We start from the raw sequence: 26,322 nt of genomic DNA on the forward strand, positions 1-26,322 counted from the left end.
TACCCAAGTATATGAGGTGCTGAGAATATAATATATTCTCAGCGCGCTTAGAGCGTCAAATACGGGAAATAGGCAGTATAACGTGGAGTAAGCCCATTGTTATGGGCTAAATATTAAACATAAACGCAATCCCAATAAGAGTAATCCGCAACCTTGCCTGCTAACTTTGCTCTTAAAGGATTGGCAATAATATAACGAGCGCTAGCTATGAGATCCTCTTCATTACGAATTAAATGATCGTAATATCTCTTTTGCCACAATTTATAAATTTCAAATTTATAAAAACTAGCGGCAGTTCTACCTTTAAAAAGACGAACTATATTTGAAAGTGTGTTGTTAGAAAGTATTTGAAATTGCCAATGTAAGTGATCTGGCATAATAACAAATGCGATCGATTTTATTCGTTGTTCTCGTTCTATTTCTCGCATATGTTTTATTAAACAACGATTCATATTAAGTTTAGTAAAAAGCTTATTGCGATTATGCGATACCATAGTGACAATATAGTAATGATTAGTTAATGAAACCCTTCCTTTCCTGAGTCGATAAGCCTTCTTCATAGCGAGTCCTTGCACATAAAGAATAAAGTGTAGCAGCGATTTTATATCGCGTTTTTTAATGCATCATGACCAAGGTAATATTCTTATCGTGTCTATCAATGCACCGTGACGCGGGGTAAACCCGCTGCTACGAGAGTAGTTTTTTAATTTATGTAGCAGCGATTTCATATCGCGTCTTTTAAGGTTAAAGAGCAGGTTTTAGGTATTAGGCTATAGTTAGAGACCAAAACAAGCACGGTGTTTGGTTTAAACGTAGGTGAGGTTTTATGCGCGCACTTATATGTTTTGAGATAATGGCTGAAGCGTAAATACGGGAAATAGGCTGTGTAACATGGAATGAACCAGCGGCTACTGATAAGAGTGTATTGTTTTTATTTTAAATTTGGTTTTATGAAGGCTAGGTATAGTTAAGAAGCTAACTTTGGACATTACTGAGGGAGTTTAGAAAATAGTGGGGCGATTGACGGGGCTCGAACCCGCGACAACCGGAATCACAATCCGGGGCTCTACCAACTGAGCTACAACCGCCACTACATACACCTTGTTTGGTGTGGCGCGCATAATACATAATATCCCTATGCTTGTGAAGCAAAAAATCAAAAAAATTTAAACTTATTATAAGTATTCTATATTTAAGCTTATTGGTAACGGGTAACCGACCTAACATCTAAACCCTAAACCCTGCGCGAGGTAAACTCACGCCTACGGGTATAAAAAAACTTACTATATTAACCGTAAGTTTTTTAAATTCCTCGAACCTCGAACCTCGAACCTCGAACCTCGAACCTCGAACCTCCACACTCGTGGCTTGAATCCCTAACCCCTTAGTAAAACGCTGTTGCAAACACCCATTAAAGATTTACAATACAACAAACAATATCGCCAAACTGCTTAATAACGCTATCAGGAGTTAATATGGATTCAATACTCAATTGGCTGAATGAAAATTCAGGCTTAATCTTACAATATGGTATTCAAGCAGTTATAGCGCTTGTTATATTTTTACTGGGTGGTCGAATTGCCAAATTTTGTGCAAATTTAACCGCTAAAGCATTCGACAAGAAAAAAGTAGATAAAGCGGTTTCATCGTTTGTCTCTAGTATTGTGTATGCCATTGTATTTGCAGCCACTATTTTAATGGCGCTGTCACAAATTGGCATTGAAACCACTTCGTTTATTGCGATTTTAGGTGCTGCAGGTTTAGCAGTTGGCTTAGCACTGCAAGGGTCATTATCTAACTTTGCGTCAGGCGTGTTAATTATTTTACTACGCCCATTTAAATCAGGTGACTACGTTGAAGCCGGTGGTAAAGCTGGTACGATTAAAAAAATCGAAATATTTTCAACTGAAATGCGCACTCCTGACAACAAAGTTATTGTAATGCCCAATTCAAAAATAATGTCAGATGCAATTATTAACTACTCGCGCGAATCAACACGCCGCGTTGACCTTGTGATTGGTGTTGGCTACGACGCCGATTTACGAAAAGCAAAAGAAGTACTTAAATCAGTACTAGATAACGAATCACGCATTTTAAAAGATCCTGCATACAACGTATCGGTTTCTGAGCTTGCCGATTCAAGCGTTAACTTTATCGTACGCCCGTGGGTTAACTCAGAAGACTACTGGCCAACATACTGGTCGTTAATGGAAAATATTAAAATAGCGTTAGACGACGCTGATATTACCATTCCATTTCCACAAATGGATGTGCATTTGCACAAGCAAGACTAATTTTAAAAAGTTATTAAGGTAATGCTCACGTTAGGTTTGCTAACGTGCGCGCTGCTTTAAAGAGCATGAATATTTTTACAGGGTTATTTTTTAATGAAACTTAAGCTTTTATCAATTTTAGTAGCAGCCACAGCTACAACGAGTGCATTTGCATCAGAAGAACAAAAAACCTGGGAAGTTACCAGCGAAGTGGGTGCTATTATTACCAGTGGTAATACAGAAACAACCACTTTAAAAGGTGGTATTAAAGTATTGCATAACTTAGAAAGTTGGAATAACGAGTATAAGCTAGACGGCATCTATAAAGAAGATGAAGTAGAAAACGACGCTGGCATAAAAGAAAAACAGCGTACTAACGAAAAGTACTCTATTTCAGCGCAGGGTAATTACAAACTAAACGAAAAGCACGCTCATTTATTTATTTATGGGTCGCACGTATCTGATTACTTTGGCGCATATCGAAGTGAATCAGTTATTTCAGCGGGTTATGGTTTACGTTTATTAAACGAGACAAACATGAAGCTAAACGCTGAAATTGGTCCGGGTTATAAGTATTTTAAATACCCAGATATTAGCGAAGAGGTTGATGAAAACGGCAACTCATTAGCGGGTGAATACGAAGGTGAAGTGATTGCCTTAGGTAAAGTAGACTTTAGCTGGAAAATTTCAGATAACGCGCGTTTTACTCAGTTAGTATCGGTAGAATACGGTGATACTAATACCAAAACCCGCTCTGAAACCGCACTGCTGACTAAAATTAACGGCTCACTGCAAATGAAAGTGGCTTACAATATAACCAATAACTCTGATGTGGCTGATGATAAAGAAGCAACAGATACAGAGACTTCATTAACACTTGTTTACAGTTTTTAAGCATGCAAAAAGCATAATAATGGGTAAGCGTGCTTACCCATTTTTTTATCTATAAAATGGTGTAGTATGCGGCGAATATTTATATTTTTATCTTTTTTTACTAAAGGGAAGCTTTGTGAAGTTAACTAATTTTTTTCGGCGGTACTGTTTTTCAGTATGTTAGCCTTTACATCGGCTTTAGGGGCTGAAGAAAGTGTTCAGCCCACTGAACAACAGTTAGAGCAATTTAAAAAACTGCCAGAATCTCAACAGCAAGCTTTAGCAAAAAAATATGGTATAGACTTAAGTGCTCTAAAAAATTCCAAAGATAAAGATTCTGATGATGACCTTTTGACACCTTCAGTACTTCCTCGAAATAGTAAAAATAAAATAGATGATGAGGAGTTTCAAACTGAAGAAGAGAAATTCAAACCGAAATCAGATGAACCGAAGCCATTTGGTTATGAGCTTTTTTCCGGTGAGCCAACTACGTTTACTCCCTCTGAAAATGCTTTAGTACCTGACAGCTATATTGTGGGCCCTGGCGATACCTTCACCATAAATTTGTATGGTAAAGAGTCATCTAGTGAAGAAGTTGAAGTTGATAGAGAGGGACGTTTAGCAATTGATAAATTGCAGCCAGTGTCTGTTTCAGGTATGCAATACAGTGAAGTGGTTAAGCTTATAAAGGTTAAGGTTGAAAAAGAAATGATTGGGGTTGAGCCATTCGTTTCTATGGGAAAAACTAGAAGTATTAGGGTAATGGTTTTAGGTGAAGCTTACCTTGCAGGTGCTTACACTGTGCCTGCGCTTTCATCTATTTCTCATGCATTATTTGTGAGTGGCGGTATTTCTGAAATTGGTTCTCTACGTAATATTCAGCTAAAACGAGCTGGTAAAACAATTCAAACTCTCGATTTATATGATCTGCTAATTCGTGGTGATAGTTCAGATGATGTAATTTTAAAGCCTGGTGACGTAGTTTTTATTCCGACTGTAGGTAAACAGGTTACTGTTGATGGTGAGGTTCGTAGACCAGCTGTTTTTGAGTTACAAGATAACGAATCAGTTCATGATTTAATAGAGATGGCCGGTGGCTTTAATGGAGCAGCTTATCCACAAAGAACAGTTGTAGAGCGTTATACTGGTAATAGTTTTAAAACAATTCTGCAAATAGACTTAACAAATCCAGATTCTAAATATATTGCTAAAAACGGTGACAAAATAAAGGTACCTTCATCAAGTGAAGAGTTAAACGATGCAGTAACTTTACTCGGCGCTGTAACATACCCAGGTAATTATTCGTGGAGCGAAGGAGATAGAGTTAGCAAGTTATTTACCTCTATTAAAAGTGATTTACTTCCGATAGCAGATTATGAGTACGCTCTTATAATTAGGGAAGTAAATATCAAAGGTGATATAGAGGTACATCAATTTTCACCACTTGAAGCTATTGCTCACGATCCTGAACAAAATATAGAGCTAAAAGCACGCGATAAAGTGGTTGTTTTTAGTCGTTTTCAATCAAAAGAAGATGAAGAAATAGCATTAGACTCATTAGCTTTAACCCAAGAGCAAATTAAATTAAGAGAAAAAATGGCTTTATGGGATGATTTTGAGCAAAAACAATTTTATGAATTTATAGATTTAGGTGACACCTTAGATAAGGAACTTGCTGAGCAAGTTGAAAAACAACTTGCTGAAGAAGATAAAAATAGAGTTACAGCAATTACGGAAATTTTAAATAAGAAAGTTGAATTAGAAGATGACGAGTATTCATATTTCAGCAGAGAAAGACTCCTTAAGCCTATACTTGCTAAATTAAATCAGCAGGCAGGTTACAAAAGCAAAGTTCAAATTTACGCAATTCGCGGTGAGGTTTATCACGAAGGGATTTATCCTCGTCCGGTTAATGCCAATATAAATAAGGCTATTGCATCTGCAGGGGGACTAAAAGAGTCAGCATTTCTTGAAAGCGCAGAGATAACGCGTTTTTCACCAAAAAATGCAGCAATGTTAGAACACGTTAACATTAATTTAGAAGAAGCAGTCGACAACCCTACAAAAGAAAAGTTTCTGGTTCATAGCAAAGATTCAATCAATGTTTACCCAATACCTAATTGGCAGAAAGGACTAAAAGTAAGCCTATATGGTGAAGTTAAATTCCCTGGTGATTACGATATTCGTAAAGGTGAAAGCTTACGAGAAGTAATAAAAAGGGCAGGAGGGTTTACAGATTATTCTTACCCTGAAGGAGCTGTATTTACTCGCGAAAATCTACGTTTTCAACAGCAACAGCAGCTAAACAAGCTGTCAGAAGACTTACGAAGAGATATTACTTCCAAAAGCTTTAATAGCTCAATCACCGACTCATCACTGAGTTATGAAGACATGAATAGCTTGATTAATGATTTGGCTAAAGTGAAAGCTGTGGGTCGTTTAGTTATAAATTTACCAGCTATTGTGGAGGGGAAATTAGATATCCCCCTAGAAGATAGCGATACGCTTTATATTCCAAGCAAACAAAACAGTATTAATGTTGTTGGTGAGGTTAACTTCTCTAGTTCACACTTATTTGATTCAGCTTTATCGGTTGATGATTATATCGGTAGAAGTGGCGGCTTTAAGCAGCGTGCAGATGAAGATCGTGTTTATATTATTAAAGCAAGTGGTTTAGTTAAAATACCAAGCAATAACTCTTGGTTTGGTGTTGACCGCTCTGAAATATTAGAGCCTGGTGATACAGTCGTTGTACCACTAGATACAGAGCATGTTGATAACTTAACCTTGTGGAGCACAGCAACACAAATACTTTATCAAATGGGTGTAGCTCTTGCCGCGGTTAGTTCACTGTAAATTATAAAGGTGTATGAAATGAAAAAACACGATGGTTTTACTATGATGGAATTACTTATAGTTATCGTAATTTTAGGTCTGTTGGCATCACTAGTTGCACCTAAGTTTTTTAATAAACTGGGTACAGCAGAAAGAGGTATTGCGGGCACACAAATGTCTGCTTTTGAGACGGCCATAGATACGTATCGTTTAGATTTAGGTAAGTACCCATCTAAATTAGATGACTTACGCAGAGGGGATGAACCTAGGTGGGATGGCCCTTATTTACCAAAAGATGTACCTCTCGATCCATGGGGTAACCCTTACGTATATGAGTTAACAAATAATAAAGAAAAGCCTTACAATTTACTTTCTTATGGCGCTGATGGTAAAGAAGGTGGTGAAGATAATAACGCGGATATAATACACTAGAATGAAATTAGAGCAGTTATTAGTTGAGCAGTTTGATATAACTGATGCCGATTTAACTCGTGCATTAAATTATCAAAAGAAATACGGTGGAAGGCTAGAACAGATTTTAGTTAATATGGGTAGTCTTCCTGATGATCAAGTACAGCCGCTCATTGCTAAATATCTAATGCTGCCTGTATTTAATATTCTTGAATGGCAAGAAGTTGACTTGCCATTGCTTGATGCCGCAGAAATACATTTTCTGATTAACAATAATTGGCTGTTGTTGAAAAAAACGCTTCTAAATGGGTTTTTGCTGCCGTTGACCCACTTAATATTAGCGTTAACAACTGGCTTGTAAAACAAGGTATATCCGCTGATATTCTCATTGCAAATGAATCAGAGATTCAAGCGCTTGCTTCGAAACTAGCAGATTCGAGCAACCAAAGTTTAGAGGAGAATGTTTCAGGTGATGAAGAAGAGCGTCTTAGAGAATTAGCGTCAGAAGCGCCAACAGTAAACTTGCTTAACTCTTTGATAGGAAAAGCACTTCGCCAAGGCGCTTCCGATATGCACTTGGAGCCTTTTCAGGGGCGCTACCGTGTTCGTTATCGTATTGATGGTGTTTTACATGAGGTAGAGCGTATAGCACCAAAAATGCAGCTTCCAATAGTAACTCGTTTGAAAATTCTATCAGGGATGGATATTGCCGAAAAAAGGCGTCCACAAGATGGTAAAATAGAGCTAAAAATATCTAATCAAGAAATAGATATCCGTGTTTCATCTTTACCACTTAACGATGGCGAATCTGTTGTTATGCGTTTTTTACGTAAAGATAATGTCCGCTACGATATGTCAGTACTAGGGCTTTCAAGTGATATAGAAGCGTGTATAAAAGAGGATATAAAAACAACCTCGGGTGTTGTACTTTTAACAGGCCCAACAGGCTCTGGAAAAACAACAACTCTCTATACGTTTTTAAATGCACTCAATAACGATGATGTAAAAATAATTACCTTAGAAGATCCTGTTGAATACCAATTACCAGGTATCAACCAAGTGCAAGTTAATAGCGATATAGGCTTTGACTTTTCTGCGGGTCTGCGTTCTATAGTTCGTCAAGATCCTGATATCATAATGCTCGGTGAAATACGCGATAAAGAAACCGCACAAATAGCACTCCAATCTGCGTTAACAGGTCATTTAGTGTTTAGTACAGTGCATACAAATGATGCCGCAAGTGCATACACACGACTACTCGATTTGGGAGTGGAAGAGTTTTTACTTAACGCTGCGCTTGTTTCGATTGTAGCTCAGCGCTTAGCACGAAAAATATGTGAGCATTGCTCACAGCCCGATCCTGAAGCTGAAAAATACATAACTAAATATGATTTAAATGACTTTATTGAGCGCTTTAACATCCCCTCAATTGATATACGAAAAGGTATCGGTTGTGAACACTGCTCAAACACAGGATATAAAGGTCGTATGGCTGTTACTGAGTACTTAGCGTGCGATGATACTATTAAAGCCTTACCAAAAGATGCAAACTTTATCAATAAAGCTAAAACGCACAACCAATCTTTAAAACGAAGAACCTTAATCGAAGATGGTTTATATAAAGCTATTCTTGGTCAAACTACAATAGCTGAAGTACTTAGAGTGGCAGGCTAATATGCTTTTTCAATATAAGGCTTATGATAACCTTGGTGCTAAAAATCAAGGCGAAATTGAGGCTGTTAATAAACAAGAAGCAATTATAGCGCTTGAAAGGCAGGGACTTTTTCCATCAGAAATTAAAGCAATAAACGATGATAGAAGCGGTTTATTTCAGTCTAAAAAAATCAGCCTAGCCGATCTTGAGTTTTTAACTTCTGAGTTAAGTTTATTATTAGAATCAGGGGTACGAATTGATAAGGGCATAGATATCATTCGTAAAACTAAGGCGAAACCATCTTTGGCAAAGCTTCTAACAGAGCTTAATCAAAAAATAAAAAAAGGAAGTAATTTATCTTCTGCTTGTAGAGAACATCCAGAGGTATTTGATGCACTATATTGCAATCTTATAGAGCTAGGGGAAGCATCAGGGAAATTGAGCGACGTATTTGCTGACTTAGCAAAAGACTTAAAGTTTAAAAGAGATTTAAGAGCTAAAATTATAGGCTCATTAACTTACCCGAGTGTTATATTTTTTGTTTGTTTATTAAGTATATTTTTCATTTTTAATGTCATCATTCCTAAAATGGCAGGTATGTTTATTGGAGCGACAGATCTACCTTGGTACACCTCCTTTATGTTAGATGCAAGTGCGTGGATGGTAAACTACCAAAGCTGGCTAATTGCTGCATTTATAGCCTTAGTTTTTGGCATACACTTTAGTGCTAAAACGACTAAGTTTCAAAGTTGGTGGCAAAGAACATGTTTAAAATTACCTATAGTTTCTAAAGCCGTTATTACTATAGAGCGTATCCGCTTTAACAGTGGTTTAGCTATGATGATTAAAGCCGGAGTACCTATTGACAAGGCATTAGGCTTATCTGCGGGTAATATAAAAAACCTTTCTTTAAAACGAGAGATGGAAATAGCAAAACAAAAGGTAAAACGAGGCAGTGCGCTTTCTCCTGCATTACGGCAAACATCTATTTATCCAGCATTTTATGTATCTTTACTTGAGGTGGGCGAAGAGTCTGGAAATTTAGAACGAGTATTTAATGAAATAGCTAATCGTTCACGAGATGACTTTGAAAGCTGGACACAAAAAATGACAACGTTATTAGAACCTTTAATGATTCTGTTTATGGGAGGGTTTGTCGGCGGTGTTGTTGTAATTATGCTACTTAGTATGGTGTCGATGAATGATATTGGCGTCTAATAAGCCTGCTTTACAAAGCGGTTTTACATTAATAGAAGTAATGGTTGTAATGACCATCATTGCATTACTAACAGGTCTAGTTGGTCCCTTAGCCATTAACAGCTTAGATAAAGCACAAGCTAAATCCGAAATACTGACTTTAAAAAATAGATTACGCAAAATAAGTTATCGAGCTTATATTCTTCAAAGCTCTGCAGAGGTCACGTTTAAAGGAAAAGAAATTACAATTAGTTATAACGGGTCAGACATTCAGCCAATAACCATAACAAATGAGGTTTTGTTTTTTAACGAGCAAGTTCTATATTTTAATAATTATGGTTTTGTGCAGCCTTTAGAATTAAATTTAACATATCGTGATATAAACACTACTTTAGACTTAGCAAGTCTCATTAACACAAGCGTCGTGCCAGATGAGCAATAACAAGCAGGCAGGCTTCACTCTAATAGAGGTACTCGTTGCGAGTGTTATTTTATTTGCAACAATCACATTAGTGAGTGATATGTTTCGTGGTGCTTTTATCTCCAGTGAAAGAGCAAACAGACATGTTACCATTTCGGGTATAATGCCAATTGCCTTAAAGCAAATCCAGGCTGCATTACGACACCAATCAAAAAATGCAGAGCACAACTTATCAGGTAGTAATGTTTTTTGGGGAGTAAGTGTAAGTTGGCAAGCACAAAAGGTGGCGTTCAAGTCAGCTCCTCCACTTTATGACTATGATCTAGGAAAATATCAGCAAGTCCCTAATAAATATTCACTTTGGCAAGTTAGCGCAGAGTTTAGTTATGGTGAAACAACCACCGAGTATAGTTATTATGAGGTGAGTTGGAATGAAAGTTAAGCATGCTGGCTTTACGCTTATAGAGCTCATGATTGTAACAGCGATTCTTAGTGGTTTGCTGTTTTTAGGTAGTTTTACCTACCAAATGTTAGCTACGCGCTGGACCAAAGAGCTAGGTGATTTTCAAAACACCCTCGAAACAACAAAAAACTTTAATTTACTCAATACCACATTAACTGCTATTCAACCATATATAGTGTTGGATAAAACAGATAATAATAATGATTATAATCCAGGGTTTTTATTTGTAGGCAAAGAGAACCGTTTACTTTCAGTAACAAAACAAGGTCTATTTAATCAACACTACCCTGAAGTATTTAGACTGATAGTAGAAAAAAACGATCAAAATAAATATAACCTCTTGTACCAAGGCATGAGTACACAAGGTGAGGCTATTGTAACAGCACAGCAAAACTTTACATTTACACAGCAAATTACATTGCTTTCAGATTTCGATGATATTAGATTTAACTATTTAGGTTGGGACGGCTTTGTAGCTAGGAGCGAAGGAGTGCAAGCTGGTATAGAGCCAACGTGGAGAGGTGAGTTTTCAGGTTTAGATAATCAGCTTCTACCAGATCAAATGGCTATCTTATTAAAAAAAGATGACAAAGACCTCCTGTTTACAATATCGTTTGATGAAAAGTCACTTCGCTATTTAACACCCTATTTGGATAATGATGATTAACAATCGTGGCATAGCACTTGTTCAGGTGCTTTTAATAACAGCTATTTTAACTATATTTGCGTTATATTTTACAAAATCAGCTAAAAACCAGGTTGAAATGGCCCAATGGAGCACAGATAGAGCGAGGGCTGAAGTAGAGCTGCATAGTGCACAAAATGAATTAATATTTACGCTATTTACAAACCAAAAGAAAGTAATCAATAACAGCGATAGTGGTACTTCATTAACCGAAAAGTGGAATTTTTTTAACATGCCGTTTGAAGTTAATAAGTTTGTTAAAGCACAAATTCAAGATCAAAGTGCATTACTCAGCTTACACTTTCTCGATAAGAACGTGTTTGTAAAATTTTTAACAGCAAACAATATCGAATTCTCTAGAGCAGAACAAATAGCCGATCACTTGTTAGATTGGCAAGATATTGATAACATCCCTCGTCCATTAGGGGCTGAGCAGCTCGGTGATGCCCCTTTTAGAAATGGTTTTATACCTGACCAAACAGACATAGAAAATGCAATAGCCTTATCAGAAGAAGAAAAGCAGTTAATATACAACAATACGACTACTTATTTTAACGGTTCTTTTAATCCTATAACGGCAAGTAAAGAGTTGTTAGCAACATTTAGTGATGAATTTTCTGCGCAGCTATTCATTGACGAAAGGCGCCAAGGTAATAACCTAACTAGCTTAGACTTTAAAAGACTAACGGGTGCAAAGGAAACCGAAAACATGAACTTTTTACCAGTGAACACGCTTGCAATTAGATTAACGGCAAAAGTGGGAGACGTGGTATTAACGCGAAATTTAGTTATTTCGTTATCAAGATATGCGGTAGGTAAAACATCCCCAATATATTTCTTGCTTGAAAAGAGTTAAATACAATGTTGTCATTAATAAAAAATAAATTTTTTTCAAGTATGGTCAGTTATTATAATGGCCATGAATACCCACTTAAGGATTTAGAGCAACTAGAGGTTGATACAGATAAACAACACAAAGTGCTGATTGTTTCTCCAAGTTACGTCACACAAACAGAAAAGAAGTACCCAATAACAGAACGCCGAGAATTAAAAAAGTTGCTCGAATTGCAGCAAACAACGCGTCAATTTTATATTATAAAAGATCAAGATGAGCACGGTATTAGGGTAACCCACTGGGATTTTAATCAAGACTTACCTAAAGCGTGGTTGTATTTACCTGAGTCTCTCATTATACAAGCTCAATCTGCTTCCAATGAAATCATTGAAATAGATGAAACTACCCATAGCTCATACTATTTTAGTAGCGATCAAAGCCATACATTCATTGCTCAAAAGTCATCTATTATGAATTCGCCTGAGCGCTTTTCAATATCAACGGGCGTGCAGTACACAGATGTAAAAAAAGTGACTTTTTCACAAAAACTATCAATGTTATTACCTGCCTTGGGTCGTTTACAAGCTAAACATTGGTATGCTTTTTTACCTAAAATAGAGCAGTTAAACTGGTGGCCATTAATAATAAAAAGTGTGATACCAGCAACCGCTCTTACATTGGTATACACATTATTTAGTTCGGCCTATCTTTTTGCCATAAATACACACTACAACGATACACTTAGTGAACAAAGTGAAGACCTGAGCCAACTATTAAGTTTGCAACAAAAAATAGATGAGTCACAAGCGGCTTACTCGCAATTACAAACGTTTTTAGGTGCAAAACAAAGTTACCTCGCTTTGTGGTTAGAATTAGCCCCATTATTCGAATATGTTGATCTCGACAGCATTCAAATAAACGGCCAGCGCATCCAAATTCGTGGCCAAGCAGAACAGGCTACACGCATAATGGAGCTACTTGCTAATTCGCCTAATGTGGCTGAGGCTAAATTTGATTCTTCTGTATCAAAAACACGAAGAGCAGAGCGTTTTATTATTAGTTTTACTTTAACAAACACACTGGTACTCGATCCTAAATTTAGCTCACGTACTTCTGAAGAAGGAACTAGCAATGAGTGAATTAAAAAAATACAAATACCCGTTACTCATCATTGCAATACTGTGTGTATTTAAATTTATTATTGTGCCGGTACTTACATGGCAAGATAATGTAATCGCAGAAAACAAGCTATTGCAACGTAAGGTTGATAAAATAAATACCTTAATTTCAGACGAAACTGAGCTCACCAATAATTTACAAACAACTCAAACTGAGCTTGATAAAGCTACTCAATACTTTTATCAATATCAGCCAGATCAAGCATTTCGTCTTACGCAGCAAAAGTTAATCGAACAAAAACTAGCTGAGTTCGAACTTAAGTCTTCAACTGTAGGCTGGCAAAATGTAGTGGCTATTCCTAATACGCCACTAACACGCTTTCAATTGCAGTATTCATTCAGTGGTCAATCAGAGCAAGTAATTGCTTATTTACTATCACAGCAACAACAAAAGCAGTGGCAGGAAATAGAAACTCTTAATATAAATGTTAGGCGTCAAAAAGCGGGACGACTTGGACAAATGACAGTGTCTACTCGTATCTCGTTTTATATGCTCAACAAGGAGCTTAGTGATGCGTAATATTATGGTAAAACATGTGTTGAGGCAGCCTGTTGTTGTGTTTTCTTTGTTAGTTACTTTTTTATGGGTATTAACAGATGCGAGTAATCGCTTAGTTCATCAAAGCAAGCAAAGTACTCAAAGTAGCAATGCACAAGCTTCCGTGGTAGTTCCTGCCATGCAGTTAAGTAGCGCAGAGCATCAGTTTATAAGTCAGCAGTTTGAACGCTTTAGGCGTGATGAAGACGCAGAGCCAGAGCCACAAACACAACTTACAGCTGAGCAGCAGTTAGCCCAGCAAGGCCTGATGCAACAAGTATTTGTGAACAATAAAAAGTTAATACTAAAAGCGGTTATTACTGAACAAGTTAACGCCTCTAAAAAGCAGGCGGCAAAAGCGTATGCGCTTATTAACGTAACGGATCAAAAAACTGGTGAGTCAAAATTAATAAAAGCGGCTAATAATCAGCAAATCGAAAGCTTTACCCTAACCATATCATCGAGTACGCAAGTAGAGTTAGTGCGTAATAACCCGCAAGGTGAACAGCGTATAAGCTTAACCATGTACCGCGTAGCAGACAAAATTTAACAATAGGTATTTATAGTGATCATGCAACGTTCAAAAACGGTTTTTCTTGCCTGTACAATGCTCGCAGCCATTAGTGGTTGCCAAACGTTAGATGCAGTAAAAGACAACCAAAAACTCAGTGCCCAATCTTCATATTTAAAAGAGGTTATGAGTACAACCGAAGTAACTAACGCTGAGCTGCTCAACCCAAATCAGGTAACGCCTGCAAATGAAGAAGCGGCTCTGGCACAACAACAAGCATTACGCTTTATGCCGCCATTTAAAGTGGGAAACGTAAAAACAACTACAGCAGAAGATGTACTTGCCCGCTTTAGCAATGAAAAAATGGTAACCATTACCGCCGATGACCTACTTTTAAAAGATTACCTACATCATGTATTAGGAGAATCTTTACAAGTAAGTTATGTTTTAGGTGACAACGTAAAAGCCGATACCAATACAGTTACTTTAAATTTACAAAACCAAGTAACCGAAAAAAAATTATTTACCCTAACCGAAAAGTTACTCAGTGACCGTGGTTATGTGATGCGTTTAAACGACAACATTTTTTATATTCATAAAGATGAAGGCAAAGGCAGTAACCAGCTTGTTTATGGGTATGGTAAAAGCCTTGAAGATGTACCTAATACCTCACTAGATATACTACAAATGGTGCCCTTTGATTATGGCCTGCAAGCATCGCTGCCTAACACTATGCGCTTACTTTTAGGCATTAAGGCGCAAGCTGACGTACAGCGCGGTATTATTACTGTTCAAGGTAAGCGCCAAGATATAGAGCGTGCACTTGAGCTTGTAAATATGCTTGACCGCCCAAGTATGCAAAACCGCCAAATAGGCGCCTATAAAAGCACCTACCTATCTACTGCTGATTTATCTGCTAAAATAGCAGAATTACTTAATCAAGAAGGTATAGATCTTAAAAGTAAAGGGGGCGCTAAAGCGGTACTGTCGGTTGTTGAAATAGAAACGCAAGGCGCGTTAATATTTTTTGCTAATCAAGAGTCACTCATTGAGCGTGCTGTTTTTTGGGCAAAGCAAATAGATAAACCAATAAAAACCACGGAAAAACAATACTTTTTATACCAGCCGCAATTTTCACGTGCCGCCGACTTAGGCATAAGTCTTGAGGCATTAATAGGTGATGGCAGTAGCCGCCGCAGTAATACGACCTCGGTAGCCAATGAAAATAGCAGTGCGTTTTCACAAAATTCAGCGCGAAGTGCCAGCTCTAAAGATGTAAAAATGGTGGTAGATGAGCGTGCTAACACACTTATTTTTCATACCTCAGGTGAAGAATACCAGCAATTACTGCCACTTATAAAACGCCTAGATATACTCCCTAAACAAGTGATGCTTGAGGTGGTAATAGCTGAAGTCACCTTACAAGGTGAGTTTAAGCGAGGCGTTGAGTTCGCGCTAAATAAAGGTAATTACGGCTTAAGCACCACCGGCGCGTTTATGGGCGATGGTTTTGGTGGGCTGTCTTATTTATTGCAAGGTGATAATGGCCGAATAGCCATTAATTTATTGCAAACAAACTCACTCGCTAAAATACTGTCAAGGCCGTCACTGGTTGTGCGCGATGGCGTAAGTGCCTCTATAAATGTCGGTACCGATATCCCTATTATTGGTGAAACCACTAGCGACCCAATTAATGGCGATCGCCAAACTACCTCGATTGATTACCGTAAAACGGGGGTTGAGCTGTCGGTAACCCCCACCGTAAATGCACAAGGGGTGGTACTTATGGAAATTAATCAAAAAGTATCTAACCAAGCAACGGGCAGTACCAGCTCGTCGGTTAACCCGAGTATTTTTGAGCGCACCATAAAAACCGAAGTGGTTGCACAAAGTGGGCAAACGGTTATTTTAGGCGGGTTAATTAGCGAAAATAATTCAAATAGTGATTCTAAAGTACCACTATTTGGTGACTTACCGCTTATTGGCGCATTATTTAGGGCCGATACAAAAAATAACGACCGTACCGAGCTGGTAGTTTTAGTTACCCCCGGGTGATAGAAACGGCCAACGAATGGCAACAAATTAAAAATTTATTTCAAGGATCGCTAGAGCGGTTAACAATAGAGCAAATAAATTGAGTAAAAGCACTAGTTTATCGCTAAATATCGAATTTTAGTGATTGAATTACACTTAAAAGTTCAGTAACATCGTGTGCGTTACATTTTTTAATTATAAAATTGACTTGTTTAATAATTGTAACTTAAAACATAATTAAGTATTAATTATGTTTTAAACTAAATTGTTAATTAAACAGTTGCTAGCGTATTGGTTGACATGCTGTTAACCACGCGCTTAAACTACAATTGTTTGGTTGTTGCTTAGGTGACGGCCTAAGTACACTAACAATGAAAAACAATGGAATAATAACAATATTATTCCAGTTTCATGAAACTCGGAGATAGAAAACATGTTTAAAAAAACATTACTTGCGCTAGCAGTTGCTGGTGCTTCAATGTCAGTAAATGCTGGTATTTTGTCAGTAGACGTTAAAGAAACTGCGGCAGTTAAAACTGATTTTGACGCAGCCGCTCCAGCTACTTGTGCTGCAGCAGCAACTGCACTAGGTGTAAGCTTAGATTTAGCTACATTTAAAGATACAGCCGGTGCAGATACTGTAAAGGCATCTGTTAACGGCGGTACTGCGGGTGTTTACGACACTACAGCAAATGCTGTAACACTAGACGCTGATGACTCTTGTACAGTTACAATCAATAAAGATGAGCTAGTATCTGCTGATCAAGCTAAATACTCTCAAGAAGGCGCTGCAGCTAAAGGCTTAACCATTACTGGTAAGCATATTGCTGGTGTTGGTGGTTTACAAGTTGAAGATACAATCATCTACACTGTAACTGGTGGTACAATTAACGAAACAGCTTCTGCTGGTGCAACGCTTACAAGCGCAACCGGAACTTACACTCTTCTAGGTGTGGTTGACAATACTATCTTATTCACTGTTGATGCTGGTGCTGCAGCTCGTGAAATCGTTAACGTTGCTGGCGTAGTTGTTACTCCAACAGCAGGTGCTGATTCTGTGTCTCTTTCTGCTGTAGTGCAAAACACTGCAAACGTACAGTACGACAAGTCTCCTGCAATCGAAATCACAAAAATTGCTAAGCAGTACTCTGCAAAAACTTACCTAGCGGCTGATGGCGTTATTGACGTTGCAACTGAGCGTTACGACTTCGAAGCAAACACTAGCGATTCGTCTGCAACTGCACTACCTGCTATTGATGGTGTTAACGCAGATTCACTAGTAATTGAAGTAACAGAAAACACAACTCAAGGTAACTTAACACCTAAGTCTGGTGAGTTAGTGATTACTGGTAACTTCTCTTGGATGATGGACTTAGATGCAGATGAAGATGGTGAACTATCTGCTACAGAAATCGAGTCTGGTTTTGACTACGGTACATTTACTGCTGTTGATGTTGCTCCAAACGCGGGTAAACTAATCACTGCTGGTACTAACGTTGTTGATGCGGGTAAATCTGCATTAAACACTGACATGACCGAGTTAACTATCCCAGTTGTTGCTGGTGCAGACGCTGACTTAAACAAATACCACGTAGTTACTTTCAAACCTGCTGGTAAAGCAACTGCAACAGTTTCATTAGAAACAACTAAGTTTATTGCATCACTAGATTTTATCAACGATAAAACTGCTGATACAACAACTGCAGATGCAGACCTTAATGTAACTACTGACCTAGCTGTAGGTGAGTGGACATTAAACGGTTCAGTTGTTGAAGTACCATACATCCCATTTGGTCCTGAAACACAGCCTATCATTCGTCACACAAACACTGGCGCTCAAACAGGTGATATCTCTGTACGTTACATGGTTGAAGAAGGTAACGGCCTAATGCAAACTAACACTTGGAAGTCTCTAGGTGTATTAGTTCAAGATGCAAAACCAGGTGTACGTAACCTACTTACTGATATCAAAACAGCGCTTGAAGCTGAACTTGGTCAAAACAAGTTTAAAGTAGCACTTGAAATCACAACTAACGTACCAGGCGATGACGTAACTGTTTACGCTGCAGCTAAAGTAAATGCTGAAGGCCAAGACCGTTTAACTATCGGTGCTTTCAAAGGTCAATAATTAATTATTAATTAATTTATAACCGTTAAAAAGCGAGCCCTATGGCTCGCTTTTTTATTAGCTATCGATAATAAATTTTGAATTAGTGATGAGTATTCATTTGTAAACAGATATTACGACTGTGAAATTGAGAATAATGCTCTTTTTATAAGCTTTACTAAACCAAAGTGATACAAAATCCTACATAAAAGCAATTTAGGTAATATGTGGTATGGTATTTTTAGCCTATTTAAGTATGATTAATGAAATTTTATTGATTAAGTATTGTGATGAGTATTGAATTAAAAGAAATAAGTGGATTAATAAAAAACAAAAAATATAAAAAAGCATTACTAAAACTAAAAAAAATGCCTAGTAATTTACAAGATGTTGAGCTTTATAAAGGTGTTTGTCACAGTGCTTTAAACCAGTACCCTCAGGCTTTAATTGCTTTTAAGGCAGCTAAAAAAACAATTCCAGAAAACAAAAAAGCAACCCTTTTAAATGATATGGCCATGGCTGCGCTATTAATGAAGGATTCCGAAGAAGCTTTGCTTTACTATACAGAGTCACTGCAGTGCGACCCGACTGCAAATAATGCGTTTGCGCGCGAGCAATTAGTAGCGCTTTTAGTAAATACAAAACAGTACGATTTAGCCTTAGAATATATACCTAAGTTATTTGTACTGCAAAAATATTCATCTAAAGCCTTTGTGACCGGTATCAAAGCCGCTGCTGCGTCTGAAAACTCTGAAGTATTACAACAGTATTTAACAAAAGTGCAGCTACTGTTAACTGATTTCACTTCAATTCAGCTAGCCGAAATTTTAAACACACTAATAAAACATAAACTTCAAGATGAATTTAATGTGTTACTGGTCGAGTTGAATAAATCATTTAAAGACAGTGCTTGGCTTGAAAGTTTTAATAGTTATGCAGGCAATGTAATAAAAGCTCCTAAACCAAAAATTGAAAAGCCGGTAAAAAAACTTGTTACCGGTAATGATAAAAAACTTATTGAGCTTATTAATGAGTTGGTTGAGTATAATAAGGAGCAAGGGGCTTACTTCAATCCTCATCTAGAAATAAAAGCCAACAATGGTGAGTTAAGTGTTTATTATTATGGCGAGGATAATAAAAAGCTTATAGATATACCTGTAAGTTGCTTGCCATTATTGTGTGATTATGAATTTGCGCTAAGTGAAAATAATAAGCTTATTGTTAAAACAGATATAAATAGTATGGTTAACCCTAGTGCTGAACGCACTATGCAGGTATTAGTCGCTATTTATAATCAATGCGACAAAATGCAGAAGTGGCAAGACTCCTGCCCAATAGTTGCTTTGTATGACTCACCTAAGTTACTCAGCACTTTGTTAGAAGCTAAGCAGTACAATGCAAAGGTTCAGCTTTTTAAGCAAATTATTGATAGTGGCAATAAGAAAAAATTATGTATAGATACTTTCTTTGGTTCAAGAGTGTTTGGCTATAAATCTGACTTTTTGAAAAAAAGTAATGTAACTACCATTAATAATGCTGAGCAAGGTTTACTCTCTGTTATTGACTTTTTAAATCATAAAATAGATAGCAATGTTTATCGGCTATCTGACAACTCTATTTACATAGCAGGCAGTGCTGATGATACGAGTAAGGAGGTATTCGTACATTACAATGAATTTGATCCGATATATACTTATCTTTTTTACGGGTTTGTAGATTTATCTTCACCTTTCTTGTCTAGCATTCCGTGTGAACTTAAAACTAGCTATGGACACGTTTGGCAGGTTGTTGGTGAGTCAACAACTGCAAGTAAGTTAAAAGAAGGAAGTTTCTCTCACAAGCAGTCGTACTTACCAGAAGTGACGAGCTTAGGTGTAAATAGTATTAAATTAAATAAGTTAATTGTCCCTTCTAATGCAAAATCAACGTTGTTAAAAGATACTTTGTTGAGTGTTATTAATACTACGGCACCCGATGAAATTTCAAAAAGTGATGCCTTTTTTGAAAGTGAAATAGCGCAACTAGAAAAACAAATTATCTTAGCTAATAAGGCTTATTGGCTCAAGTTGCAGAAGTTGGTTATAAATGAAAAAAATATATCATCTGATGTTTTAAAACAATTAAGCGACTTAATTAATTTTGCAATGGATTCATTAAGTAGGTACGCAAATAAAAACGCACTGGTTTTATTTTAATTAACTGAATAAATAAAATAAACTTGCTTACTGCACAGTTTAACGGCTTTTGTTAATCTGTGCTTTTATTTTTGGTGAATGTAAAGTGTGGCAACGAGTTAAACATTGGTTTTTTTCCAAGCGTTATTTAAAACAGCGGGTAGCGTTTTTACATCAGCAGCTTTTAATAAGCCAGCACCGTTTACTCACTCAGCAAGCCCTTGCGCTTAACACTGAAAATGGCGAGGCTGAGAGTATTGATTGCGTTGTGTCACTAACTAGTTATGGCAAGCGTATAGCAACACTGCATCACACGTTATACAGTCTATTAAACCAAACAGTTAAACCACAGCAAATTATAGTATGGTTAGCCCATGGCGAAGTACTAACCGCCGAGCTAAAAAAACTAGAACCACATATTACATTTAACTGGTGTGAGGATTTGCGCTCTTACAAAAAGCTAATTCCTAGTTTGCGTTTGCAGCAGGGTATACCCATTATTACTTTTGACGACGATATTATTTACCCCGTTAATCAAATTGAGCAACTTTACAAACAACATTTAGTTTACCCAAGCGCTATTATTTGCCACAGAGCCCATAAGGTTACGTTTGACTCTACTGGCCATATTGCTCCTTATTCGCAATGGCAGTTTGATAGCAATGAGCAACTACCTAGTAATTTACTGATGCCTATTGGCATTGGGGGGTGTTGTACCCTGTTAACTGTTTTGCTGAAGAGGTAGCTAATACCGAGCTATACATGACATTATGCCCAACGGCAGATGACATTTGGTTTAAATTTATGGCGCTTAAAAAAGGCATAAAAACAAAGTTGGTTGCAAACCCTACGCCTTATAAAGATTATTTGCATGTTGTAGGCACACAAGCACACAGTTTATGGCTACATAATAAAACAGCCAATGATGCTCAATTAGCTAACGTGGTTGGCTTTGATGAAACTCTTTTGGCTAAGTTGAGGCAGTAAATGACCATTTTAAAGCGTTTATTAAAGCGCTTCCCTTTTTGCGTGTATCCTTATAAACCTTATATGCACAAATATAAGTGTATTTTTATTCATATTCCCAAAAATGCGGGATCAAGTGTTATGAAAGCCTTAGGCGATAGTGGCGGGCGCTTTCATGTGGAATCGGGGTATTACAATGAGGTGAATGACTACTTTTATAAAAAGTATCACCGCTTTGCCATTGTAAGGCATCCGTTAGAGCGATTATTTTCAGCTTATAAGTACAGCTTGCAAGGTGGTAATGGCTCACAAAGTGATAAGTTATTAGCAGATAAAATTAAAAGTAATAGCCATGACTTTGCCAGCTTTGTCGATGCATTATTAGATATGCACTTTATAATGCAGCACAAATTGTTTAAGCCGCAGTACTTATTTGTATGCAAAAGCGATTTAGCCTTAAATATAGATACCGTTTTACATTTTGAAAAGCTAGCTGACCAGTGGCCTGCTTTTGCTAAAAAGCATAATTTGCCACACAGTTTAGAATTTATTAACCGCTCTGAAAAAGTGAGCTTACCTATATTAACAAGCGCTCAGTATAAAAAGATTAACCAATTGTATTATTTTGATTTTGAGCTCTTTGGCTATACCCCAATTGATGTTAATTAAATCATTAAGTGCATTTATTGCCGGCTCTTTTTCTATTAAGTTACTTACTGCACTTTCCAGTTTGGGGGTATTTGCGCTTTTTGCACAACAACTTGGCGTTAACGAATTTGGTTTGTTTGTTTTGTGCCTGAGTATGTCGTTGTTAATGTCGGGCTTGGCAAAGTTAGGCTTAGAAAATTTAATTGTTCGTTTTGGCGCACAGTTTAATGATTTAGATTTGGGTAGGCTATACGTATTAAGTCATGTAATCGCTTTATCAAGCTGCGGCTTATTAACGCTATTGGTTTTATCTTTTGATACACAGATAGCTTTGTGGTTTTCAGTCGAAAGGTTAAATGATTTATTGCCCTTAATCTGTATGCAAACCTTACTGTTAGCATTGCAAAGCATTAATTCGTCAATTTTAAATTCACGACACAAAATTATCCATAGTGTTTGTTTTTCTGGTTTTATTAGTAACCTGTTAATTTTATTAACCGCGCTATTTTTCAAGCCAGATACAGCATTACATGCGTTTAAGATAGTACTTGGTTGTACAGCTGTTAGTTTAATTTTTTCCTACGTAGCCTCTCTCTTTTATTGCACACCAAGCTTTGATGGCCTAAAAACGCTTCCTCTTGAAAAATTAAGAAAGGCGAATAAGCATTATTTTGTCATTGCATTTTCAGCATTGCTCACTCAGCAACTGGCTAATTTATTGGTTGCCAAGTACGCCAGCTTGGCTGATGTTGCAATGCTATCCATTGCTTTAAAAGTGGCGGTACTGTTTAGTTACCCTTTACAGGCTGTTAATGCGGTATGTAGCCCATACTATGCTCGCTTTTTTAGTGCGGGTAAGTTAAGTAATATCAAACAGCTGGCAAGAGAAACGCGTATTTTACTGACCATTATAGCGACGGCTGGAATACTCGTTGTTTATTTTTGTATTGATTTTATGCTTTCGCTAATAGGTGAAGAGTATGTGCAAGCTGCTACGTATATAAAAATATTAGCCATTGGCCAATGGGTTAATTTAAGTTGTGGCTCAGCGGTTGTTATTTTATTAATGACAGGGCATGAGAGAATACACCAATATCAAAATTTATTTATAACCATTTTATTTTTATTAATGTTGTGGGTATTTACGCCTATTTATGGTGGTATTGCTGCGGCGTGCCTTGTTGCAGCTTCAATGATTGCGAAAAACCTAGTGAGTTTATTCGTTGTTTATAAACGAGTATTTAAGATGAGTACCGATGATTTCTAAATTTGATAAATGTTTATTTGTTCATATTCCAAAAGTAGCAGGGCAAAGTATTGAAAGTGTGTTTTTAAAGCGTGCTGGGTTTGAGTGGCATGAACGTGCTCCATTTTTACTTAAGGCTAATACTAATAAAGAGTTAGGCCCTCCTAGGCTGGCTCATTTAACAGCAAATGAATATGTTGAACTCGGATATTTAACTGAGGAGCGCTTTTCTGAATTATACCGGTTTAGTTTTGTGCGCAATCCTTGGGAGCGCATTTTGTCTGAATATAAATACAGAGGTTATAATTGCTCTTTTAAAGACTTTTTATTGAAGTTTTTCCCAACCGAGAAAGATGATAATTATGCCTCTGGTGATGATCTGTATAGGCATGTGATACCGCAGGCTGAGTTTGTCTGTAATCGTCAAGGAGAGCTTTTGGTCGATTTTATTGGCCGTTTTGAGACGCTATCAAGTGACTTTGCTAAAGTGAGTAAGGCAATTACCGGTAGCCCTCTTGCTCTGCCTCATAAAAATAAAACAACATCAAAATTTAAAAGCGTTTTTCAGCCTAAAACTAAACACTATACGGACTATTATTGTGATATTACCGAGCGTTTTGTTGAGCGTTATTATGCGCAAGATATAGAGCTATTTAACTACTCTTTTGGCGCTTAGTTTTTGTTGAAATGGCTGCTCTATAAATTTATAGGTAATAGCTGAAATTAAGCATGTGATTAATATTATTGCTGTATTTAAAAAGGGTGCAGCAGATGTGTTGTATATATCGGCTAAAGGTATATTTATAGATAATCCTTTTTTTGCAAAAAAGTACTGCCATATATTTATAATGATATTAATGATTAAGAAGTGGGTAAGGTATATTGAGTATGATATTTTACCTAAATATTGCATAGTTTTTGTTTTAAGGAGCGTTGAAATTACTCCGTTTGATGCGCTAAAGTAATAAATGCTTAATGTAAAAACTAAAAATGTAGTTAGTTGGCCTAGTTTATATTTTGCTAAAATGGTTATGCAGCTTATTACTGCTAATAATAATACGACCTCTATTATCGAAACCTTAAGCTTTGAACTGTAATTTAGCTCGGTTTTTTCTTTAATAATAAATACACTAACACCAAGAAAAAATCCTCCAATAGCTCTGATAAACCCTAGATCAAACGTTCTTAAAAGTGTGATGGGTTTTAGGATATAAAGCGTTGTATATGCTAGAACAATTAAAAAAACTGACCACTGTAGTAAATTTTTGGCTTTTATGCTCTTTGAGACTACAAAAAAAGTAAGTAAGTATAAAATTCAGCGCCTATGCTCCAAGATGGGGCATTCCATGTCAGTTGATCATCTAAATTATGTGCGTTGAGGAGAAATAAATTAAGAAAAAAAGAAGTGAAATCGTTATTTATAAGAGGGTCTGTATTTCCCAAGTTCAATTGAGTATAAAGTAAGTGTTTTAGAGAAAGAAACACTAACCAAGCTAATAATAACGCTAAGTGTAACGGGTAAATACGAGCAAAACGATTTTGCATATAGGCTTGAAAGTTTAAACTATCGATTTTACTTTTATATGCATGGGCAATGACAAACCCTGATAGTATAAAGAAAAAATCAACGAAAATGTCGCTATTAAATATAAACGTTGTTTTGTGTCCGTAAAAAAAGGGGAGTGGAATAATAAAACCAATAATGCAGCCAACCCTCGAAATGCATCTAAGTTAGTATATCTTTGCTTTTCCACTGGTATCCTTGTTGTAAAACTGATTAAGCTTTTTCGCAATATAAATTGATAATTTAATTTCCTTCCATTCTAATTTAAAACTGAGATTAATAGTAGTGGACTTTGGTTTGCTAAGTATTAATTAAAATTTTCAAGTTTAAAATGGGTTAGCTAATCTAGTGCTCATGAGTTACTTTTTAGCTAAAAAATTAATGATTCATATAAATTGATATAATCCTAATCAATTTATATTAGGTATAGCTTTTTTGTAATTTAGTAATAAAAAGTGTGTTTTTTTGTTTTCACTTATTCATCCTTATGAATTTGTTGGTCTTTTTGCTTGTTTTTGAATTTCTAATACTTATACAAAGCTATTTTTATTTATGTCTTAATCAACTATAATACACCGCCTGTTTGCTAGGTTATTATAAAAATGCGTCAAAAGCCCATGTATAAAAGGTTGAAAAATTGTGATTATAAATAATTTAGGGTTGTTTTTATGCTCATTTTTGAGCCTCTTTATTTTTAGGAAAATTGCAATTTTTATTAACCTAGTTGATGAGCCTAACTCTCGGAAGCACCACGCAGGTTCTGTTCCTTTAGTCGGTGGGTTGGCGGTTTTTGTTGTTGTTTTTTCTTATTTATTTGTTTTTCCCGAAACAATCTCCTCTTCAATGCTTTACTTAATTTGTGCGAGTATTTTGCTATTCATTGGTGTATTAGACGATTTATACGATATTAGTTTTAGATTTCGTTTGATCTTACAGATTGTTATATCCGCATTAATGATGTGTTTTGGCGGGTTAATTTTCAATGATATTGGTGCCTTGTTCGGTGGCACAAGCATTAACTTGTCTTATTTTGGTTACATTATGACTGTTATTGTCGTTGTTGGCGCTATTAATGCCTTCAATATGGTCGATGGTATTGATGGGCTGCTTGGGGCTTTGGCAACAATAACATTTACCTCGTTGGGTATTTTATTTTATTTTAATGGCCAAAATGAATTAATGGCCTTTTGTGCTGCCATTGTTGTGGCAACTGTTCCTTATATTTTAATGAACTTAGGCATCCCTTTAGGGCAGCGTTTTAAAATTTTTATGGGTGACGCAGGAAGCACAGTCATTGGTTTTACTGTTGTTTGGTTGTTACTTGAAGGGTCTCAATCTCAAGAGAAAAGTGCATTTAGTCCTGTAACGGCACTATGGTTAGCCGCTGTTCCTATAATAGATGCAATTTCTACCATTGCTCGTAGGATCAAAAAAGGTCAGTCACCTTTTAAGCCTGATCGAGAGCATCTACATCATATTTTACTTAGACTGGGTTTTTCCAGCAGACAAGCTTTAGTTGTGATTTGCTTTATATCGACGGTGTTTGCAACGGTAGGTATTGTAACCGACATTTATAATGTACCTGACTACATTATGTTTTATTCATTTCTTTTGTGCACAATTATGTATTACTTTTTTATGCTGAGAATTTGGCGTATTAGTGTACATATTCGTCGTTTTTTTGGTACAAACCGCTAGAGTATTTGATG

At 36.6% G+C, this 26,322-nt stretch carries 25 protein-coding genes and 1 tRNA gene; 23 read left to right on the forward strand and 3 right to left on the reverse strand.

The annotated features are described in order from the left end of the window. Positions 1 to 113 precede the first annotated feature (113 nt). On the reverse strand, positions 114 to 560 hold the full coding sequence (locus AC0L7Q_RS01520; protein WP_409424566.1) for an REP-associated tyrosine transposase: 447 nt from the start codon (positions 558 to 560) through the stop codon (positions 114 to 116). Positions 561 to 1,012: 452 nt separating this feature from the next. Then, positions 1,013 to 1,088, reverse strand: a tRNA-His gene (locus tag AC0L7Q_RS01525). A gap of 387 nt (positions 1,089 to 1,475) precedes the next feature. On the opposite strand from AC0L7Q_RS01525, the gene AC0L7Q_RS01530 reads away from it, so the two are divergent. The 22 genes from AC0L7Q_RS01530 (at position 1,476) to AC0L7Q_RS01635 (ending at position 23,725) form a co-directional block, all read left to right on the forward strand. Further along, on the forward strand, positions 1,476 to 2,294 hold the full coding sequence (locus AC0L7Q_RS01530; RefSeq protein WP_413401207.1) for a mechanosensitive ion channel family protein: 819 nt from the start codon (positions 1,476 to 1,478) through the stop codon (positions 2,292 to 2,294). Between the two features lie 93 nt (positions 2,295 to 2,387). Next, a complete protein-coding gene (locus AC0L7Q_RS01535; protein WP_413401208.1) occupies positions 2,388 to 3,167 on the forward strand; it encodes a DUF481 domain-containing protein in 780 nt (259 codons plus the stop codon). A 156-nt stretch (positions 3,168 to 3,323) separates the two neighbouring features. Continuing rightward, on the forward strand, positions 3,324 to 6,002 hold the full coding sequence (locus tag AC0L7Q_RS01540; protein ID WP_409424569.1) for an SLBB domain-containing protein: 2,679 nt from the start codon (positions 3,324 to 3,326) through the stop codon (positions 6,000 to 6,002). Positions 6,003 to 6,020: 18 nt separating this feature from the next. After that, positions 6,021 to 6,413, forward strand: coding sequence for a type II secretion system major pseudopilin GspG (gspG, locus tag AC0L7Q_RS01545; RefSeq protein ID WP_409424570.1), 393 nt, complete (start codon positions 6,021 to 6,023; stop codon positions 6,411 to 6,413). 1 nt (position 6,414) lies between these two features. Then, positions 6,415 to 6,753: a hypothetical protein gene (locus AC0L7Q_RS01550; RefSeq protein WP_409424571.1), complete on the forward strand. Its 339-nt coding sequence runs from the start codon at positions 6,415 to 6,417 to the stop codon at positions 6,751 to 6,753. Further along, positions 6,669 to 8,066 (forward strand): GspE/PulE family protein, encoded by a 1,398-nt coding sequence (locus AC0L7Q_RS01555; protein ID WP_409424572.1) that lies wholly within the window; start codon positions 6,669 to 6,671, stop codon positions 8,064 to 8,066. The genes AC0L7Q_RS01550 and AC0L7Q_RS01555 overlap by 85 nt, the downstream gene beginning before the upstream one ends. A 1-nt stretch (position 8,067) precedes the next feature. Next, positions 8,068 to 9,264 carry a type II secretion system F family protein gene (locus AC0L7Q_RS01560; protein WP_409424573.1) on the forward strand — a complete coding sequence of 399 codons (1,197 nt, stop codon included), beginning with the start codon at positions 8,068 to 8,070 and terminating at the stop codon, positions 9,262 to 9,264. Next, positions 9,248 to 9,685: a type II secretion system protein gene (locus tag AC0L7Q_RS01565; protein ID WP_409424574.1), complete on the forward strand. Its 438-nt coding sequence runs from the start codon at positions 9,248 to 9,250 to the stop codon at positions 9,683 to 9,685. Before AC0L7Q_RS01560 ends, AC0L7Q_RS01565 begins: the two co-directional genes overlap by 17 nt. Continuing rightward, complete coding sequence (locus AC0L7Q_RS01570) at positions 9,675 to 10,106, forward strand: PulJ/GspJ family protein (RefSeq protein WP_409424575.1); 432 nt, start codon at positions 9,675 to 9,677, stop codon at positions 10,104 to 10,106. Before AC0L7Q_RS01565 ends, AC0L7Q_RS01570 begins: the two co-directional genes overlap by 11 nt. Next, entirely contained in the window at positions 10,096 to 10,794 is a 699-nt protein-coding gene (locus tag AC0L7Q_RS01575; RefSeq protein WP_409424576.1) for a prepilin-type N-terminal cleavage/methylation domain-containing protein, read from the forward strand. The genes AC0L7Q_RS01570 and AC0L7Q_RS01575 overlap by 11 nt, the downstream gene beginning before the upstream one ends. 97 nt (positions 10,795 to 10,891) lie before the next feature. After that, entirely contained in the window at positions 10,892 to 11,668 is a 777-nt protein-coding gene (locus tag AC0L7Q_RS01580; RefSeq protein ID WP_413401210.1) for a hypothetical protein, read from the forward strand. A 5-nt stretch (positions 11,669 to 11,673) separates the two neighbouring features. Next, entirely contained in the window at positions 11,674 to 12,786 is a 1,113-nt protein-coding gene (locus tag AC0L7Q_RS01585; protein WP_409424578.1) for a PilN domain-containing protein, read from the forward strand. Continuing rightward, complete coding sequence (locus AC0L7Q_RS01590; protein WP_409424579.1) at positions 12,779 to 13,345, forward strand: hypothetical protein; 567 nt, start codon at positions 12,779 to 12,781, stop codon at positions 13,343 to 13,345. The genes AC0L7Q_RS01585 and AC0L7Q_RS01590 overlap by 8 nt, the downstream gene beginning before the upstream one ends. Further along, positions 13,338 to 13,913 (forward strand): hypothetical protein, encoded by a 576-nt coding sequence (locus AC0L7Q_RS01595; RefSeq protein ID WP_409424580.1) that lies wholly within the window; start codon positions 13,338 to 13,340, stop codon positions 13,911 to 13,913. The genes AC0L7Q_RS01590 and AC0L7Q_RS01595 overlap by 8 nt, the downstream gene beginning before the upstream one ends. 21 nt (positions 13,914 to 13,934) lie before the next feature. Next, the gene (locus AC0L7Q_RS01600) at positions 13,935 to 15,929 is read left to right on the forward strand and encodes a type II secretion system protein D (RefSeq protein WP_409424581.1); all 1,995 of its coding nucleotides are present in this window, start codon (positions 13,935 to 13,937) and stop codon (positions 15,927 to 15,929) included. Positions 15,930 to 16,341: 412 nt separating this feature from the next. Next, entirely contained in the window at positions 16,342 to 18,036 is a 1,695-nt protein-coding gene (locus AC0L7Q_RS01605) for a hypothetical protein (protein WP_409424582.1), read from the forward strand. A 269-nt stretch (positions 18,037 to 18,305) separates the two neighbouring features. Then, on the forward strand, positions 18,306 to 20,210 hold the full coding sequence (locus tag AC0L7Q_RS01610; RefSeq protein ID WP_409424583.1) for a tetratricopeptide repeat protein: 1,905 nt from the start codon (positions 18,306 to 18,308) through the stop codon (positions 20,208 to 20,210). An 85-nt stretch (positions 20,211 to 20,295) separates the two neighbouring features. Further along, entirely contained in the window at positions 20,296 to 20,934 is a 639-nt protein-coding gene (locus tag AC0L7Q_RS01615; protein ID WP_409424584.1) for a glycosyltransferase family A protein, read from the forward strand. A gap of 17 nt (positions 20,935 to 20,951) precedes the next feature. Next, positions 20,952 to 21,176: a hypothetical protein gene (locus AC0L7Q_RS01620; RefSeq protein WP_409424585.1), complete on the forward strand. Its 225-nt coding sequence runs from the start codon at positions 20,952 to 20,954 to the stop codon at positions 21,174 to 21,176. Beyond that, on the forward strand, positions 21,177 to 21,824 hold the full coding sequence (locus AC0L7Q_RS01625; protein ID WP_413401213.1) for a sulfotransferase family 2 domain-containing protein: 648 nt from the start codon (positions 21,177 to 21,179) through the stop codon (positions 21,822 to 21,824). Next, on the forward strand, positions 21,814 to 23,070 hold the full coding sequence (locus AC0L7Q_RS01630; RefSeq protein ID WP_409424586.1) for a lipopolysaccharide biosynthesis protein: 1,257 nt from the start codon (positions 21,814 to 21,816) through the stop codon (positions 23,068 to 23,070). The genes AC0L7Q_RS01625 and AC0L7Q_RS01630 overlap by 11 nt, the downstream gene beginning before the upstream one ends. Further along, the gene (locus AC0L7Q_RS01635) at positions 23,060 to 23,725 is read left to right on the forward strand and encodes a sulfotransferase family 2 domain-containing protein (RefSeq protein WP_409424587.1); all 666 of its coding nucleotides are present in this window, start codon (positions 23,060 to 23,062) and stop codon (positions 23,723 to 23,725) included. The genes AC0L7Q_RS01630 and AC0L7Q_RS01635 overlap by 11 nt, the downstream gene beginning before the upstream one ends. Positions 23,726 to 24,336: 611 nt before the next feature. Here the strand turns inward: AC0L7Q_RS01635 and AC0L7Q_RS01640 are convergent. Beyond that, positions 24,337 to 24,771 carry an acyltransferase family protein gene (locus tag AC0L7Q_RS01640; RefSeq protein WP_409425544.1) on the reverse strand — a complete coding sequence of 145 codons (435 nt, stop codon included), beginning with the start codon at positions 24,769 to 24,771 and terminating at the stop codon, positions 24,337 to 24,339. Positions 24,772 to 25,252: 481 nt separating this feature from the next. Here AC0L7Q_RS01640 and wecA point away from each other — a divergent pair, with 481 nt between their 5' ends. Continuing rightward, the gene (gene wecA / locus AC0L7Q_RS01645; RefSeq protein ID WP_409424588.1) at positions 25,253 to 26,311 is read left to right on the forward strand and encodes a UDP-N-acetylglucosamine--undecaprenyl-phosphate N-acetylglucosaminephosphotransferase; all 1,059 of its coding nucleotides are present in this window, start codon (positions 25,253 to 25,255) and stop codon (positions 26,309 to 26,311) included. Positions 26,312 to 26,322: the final 11 nt, after the last annotated feature.

This window comes from Pseudoalteromonas sp. KJ63-1, from assembly GCF_055808145.1.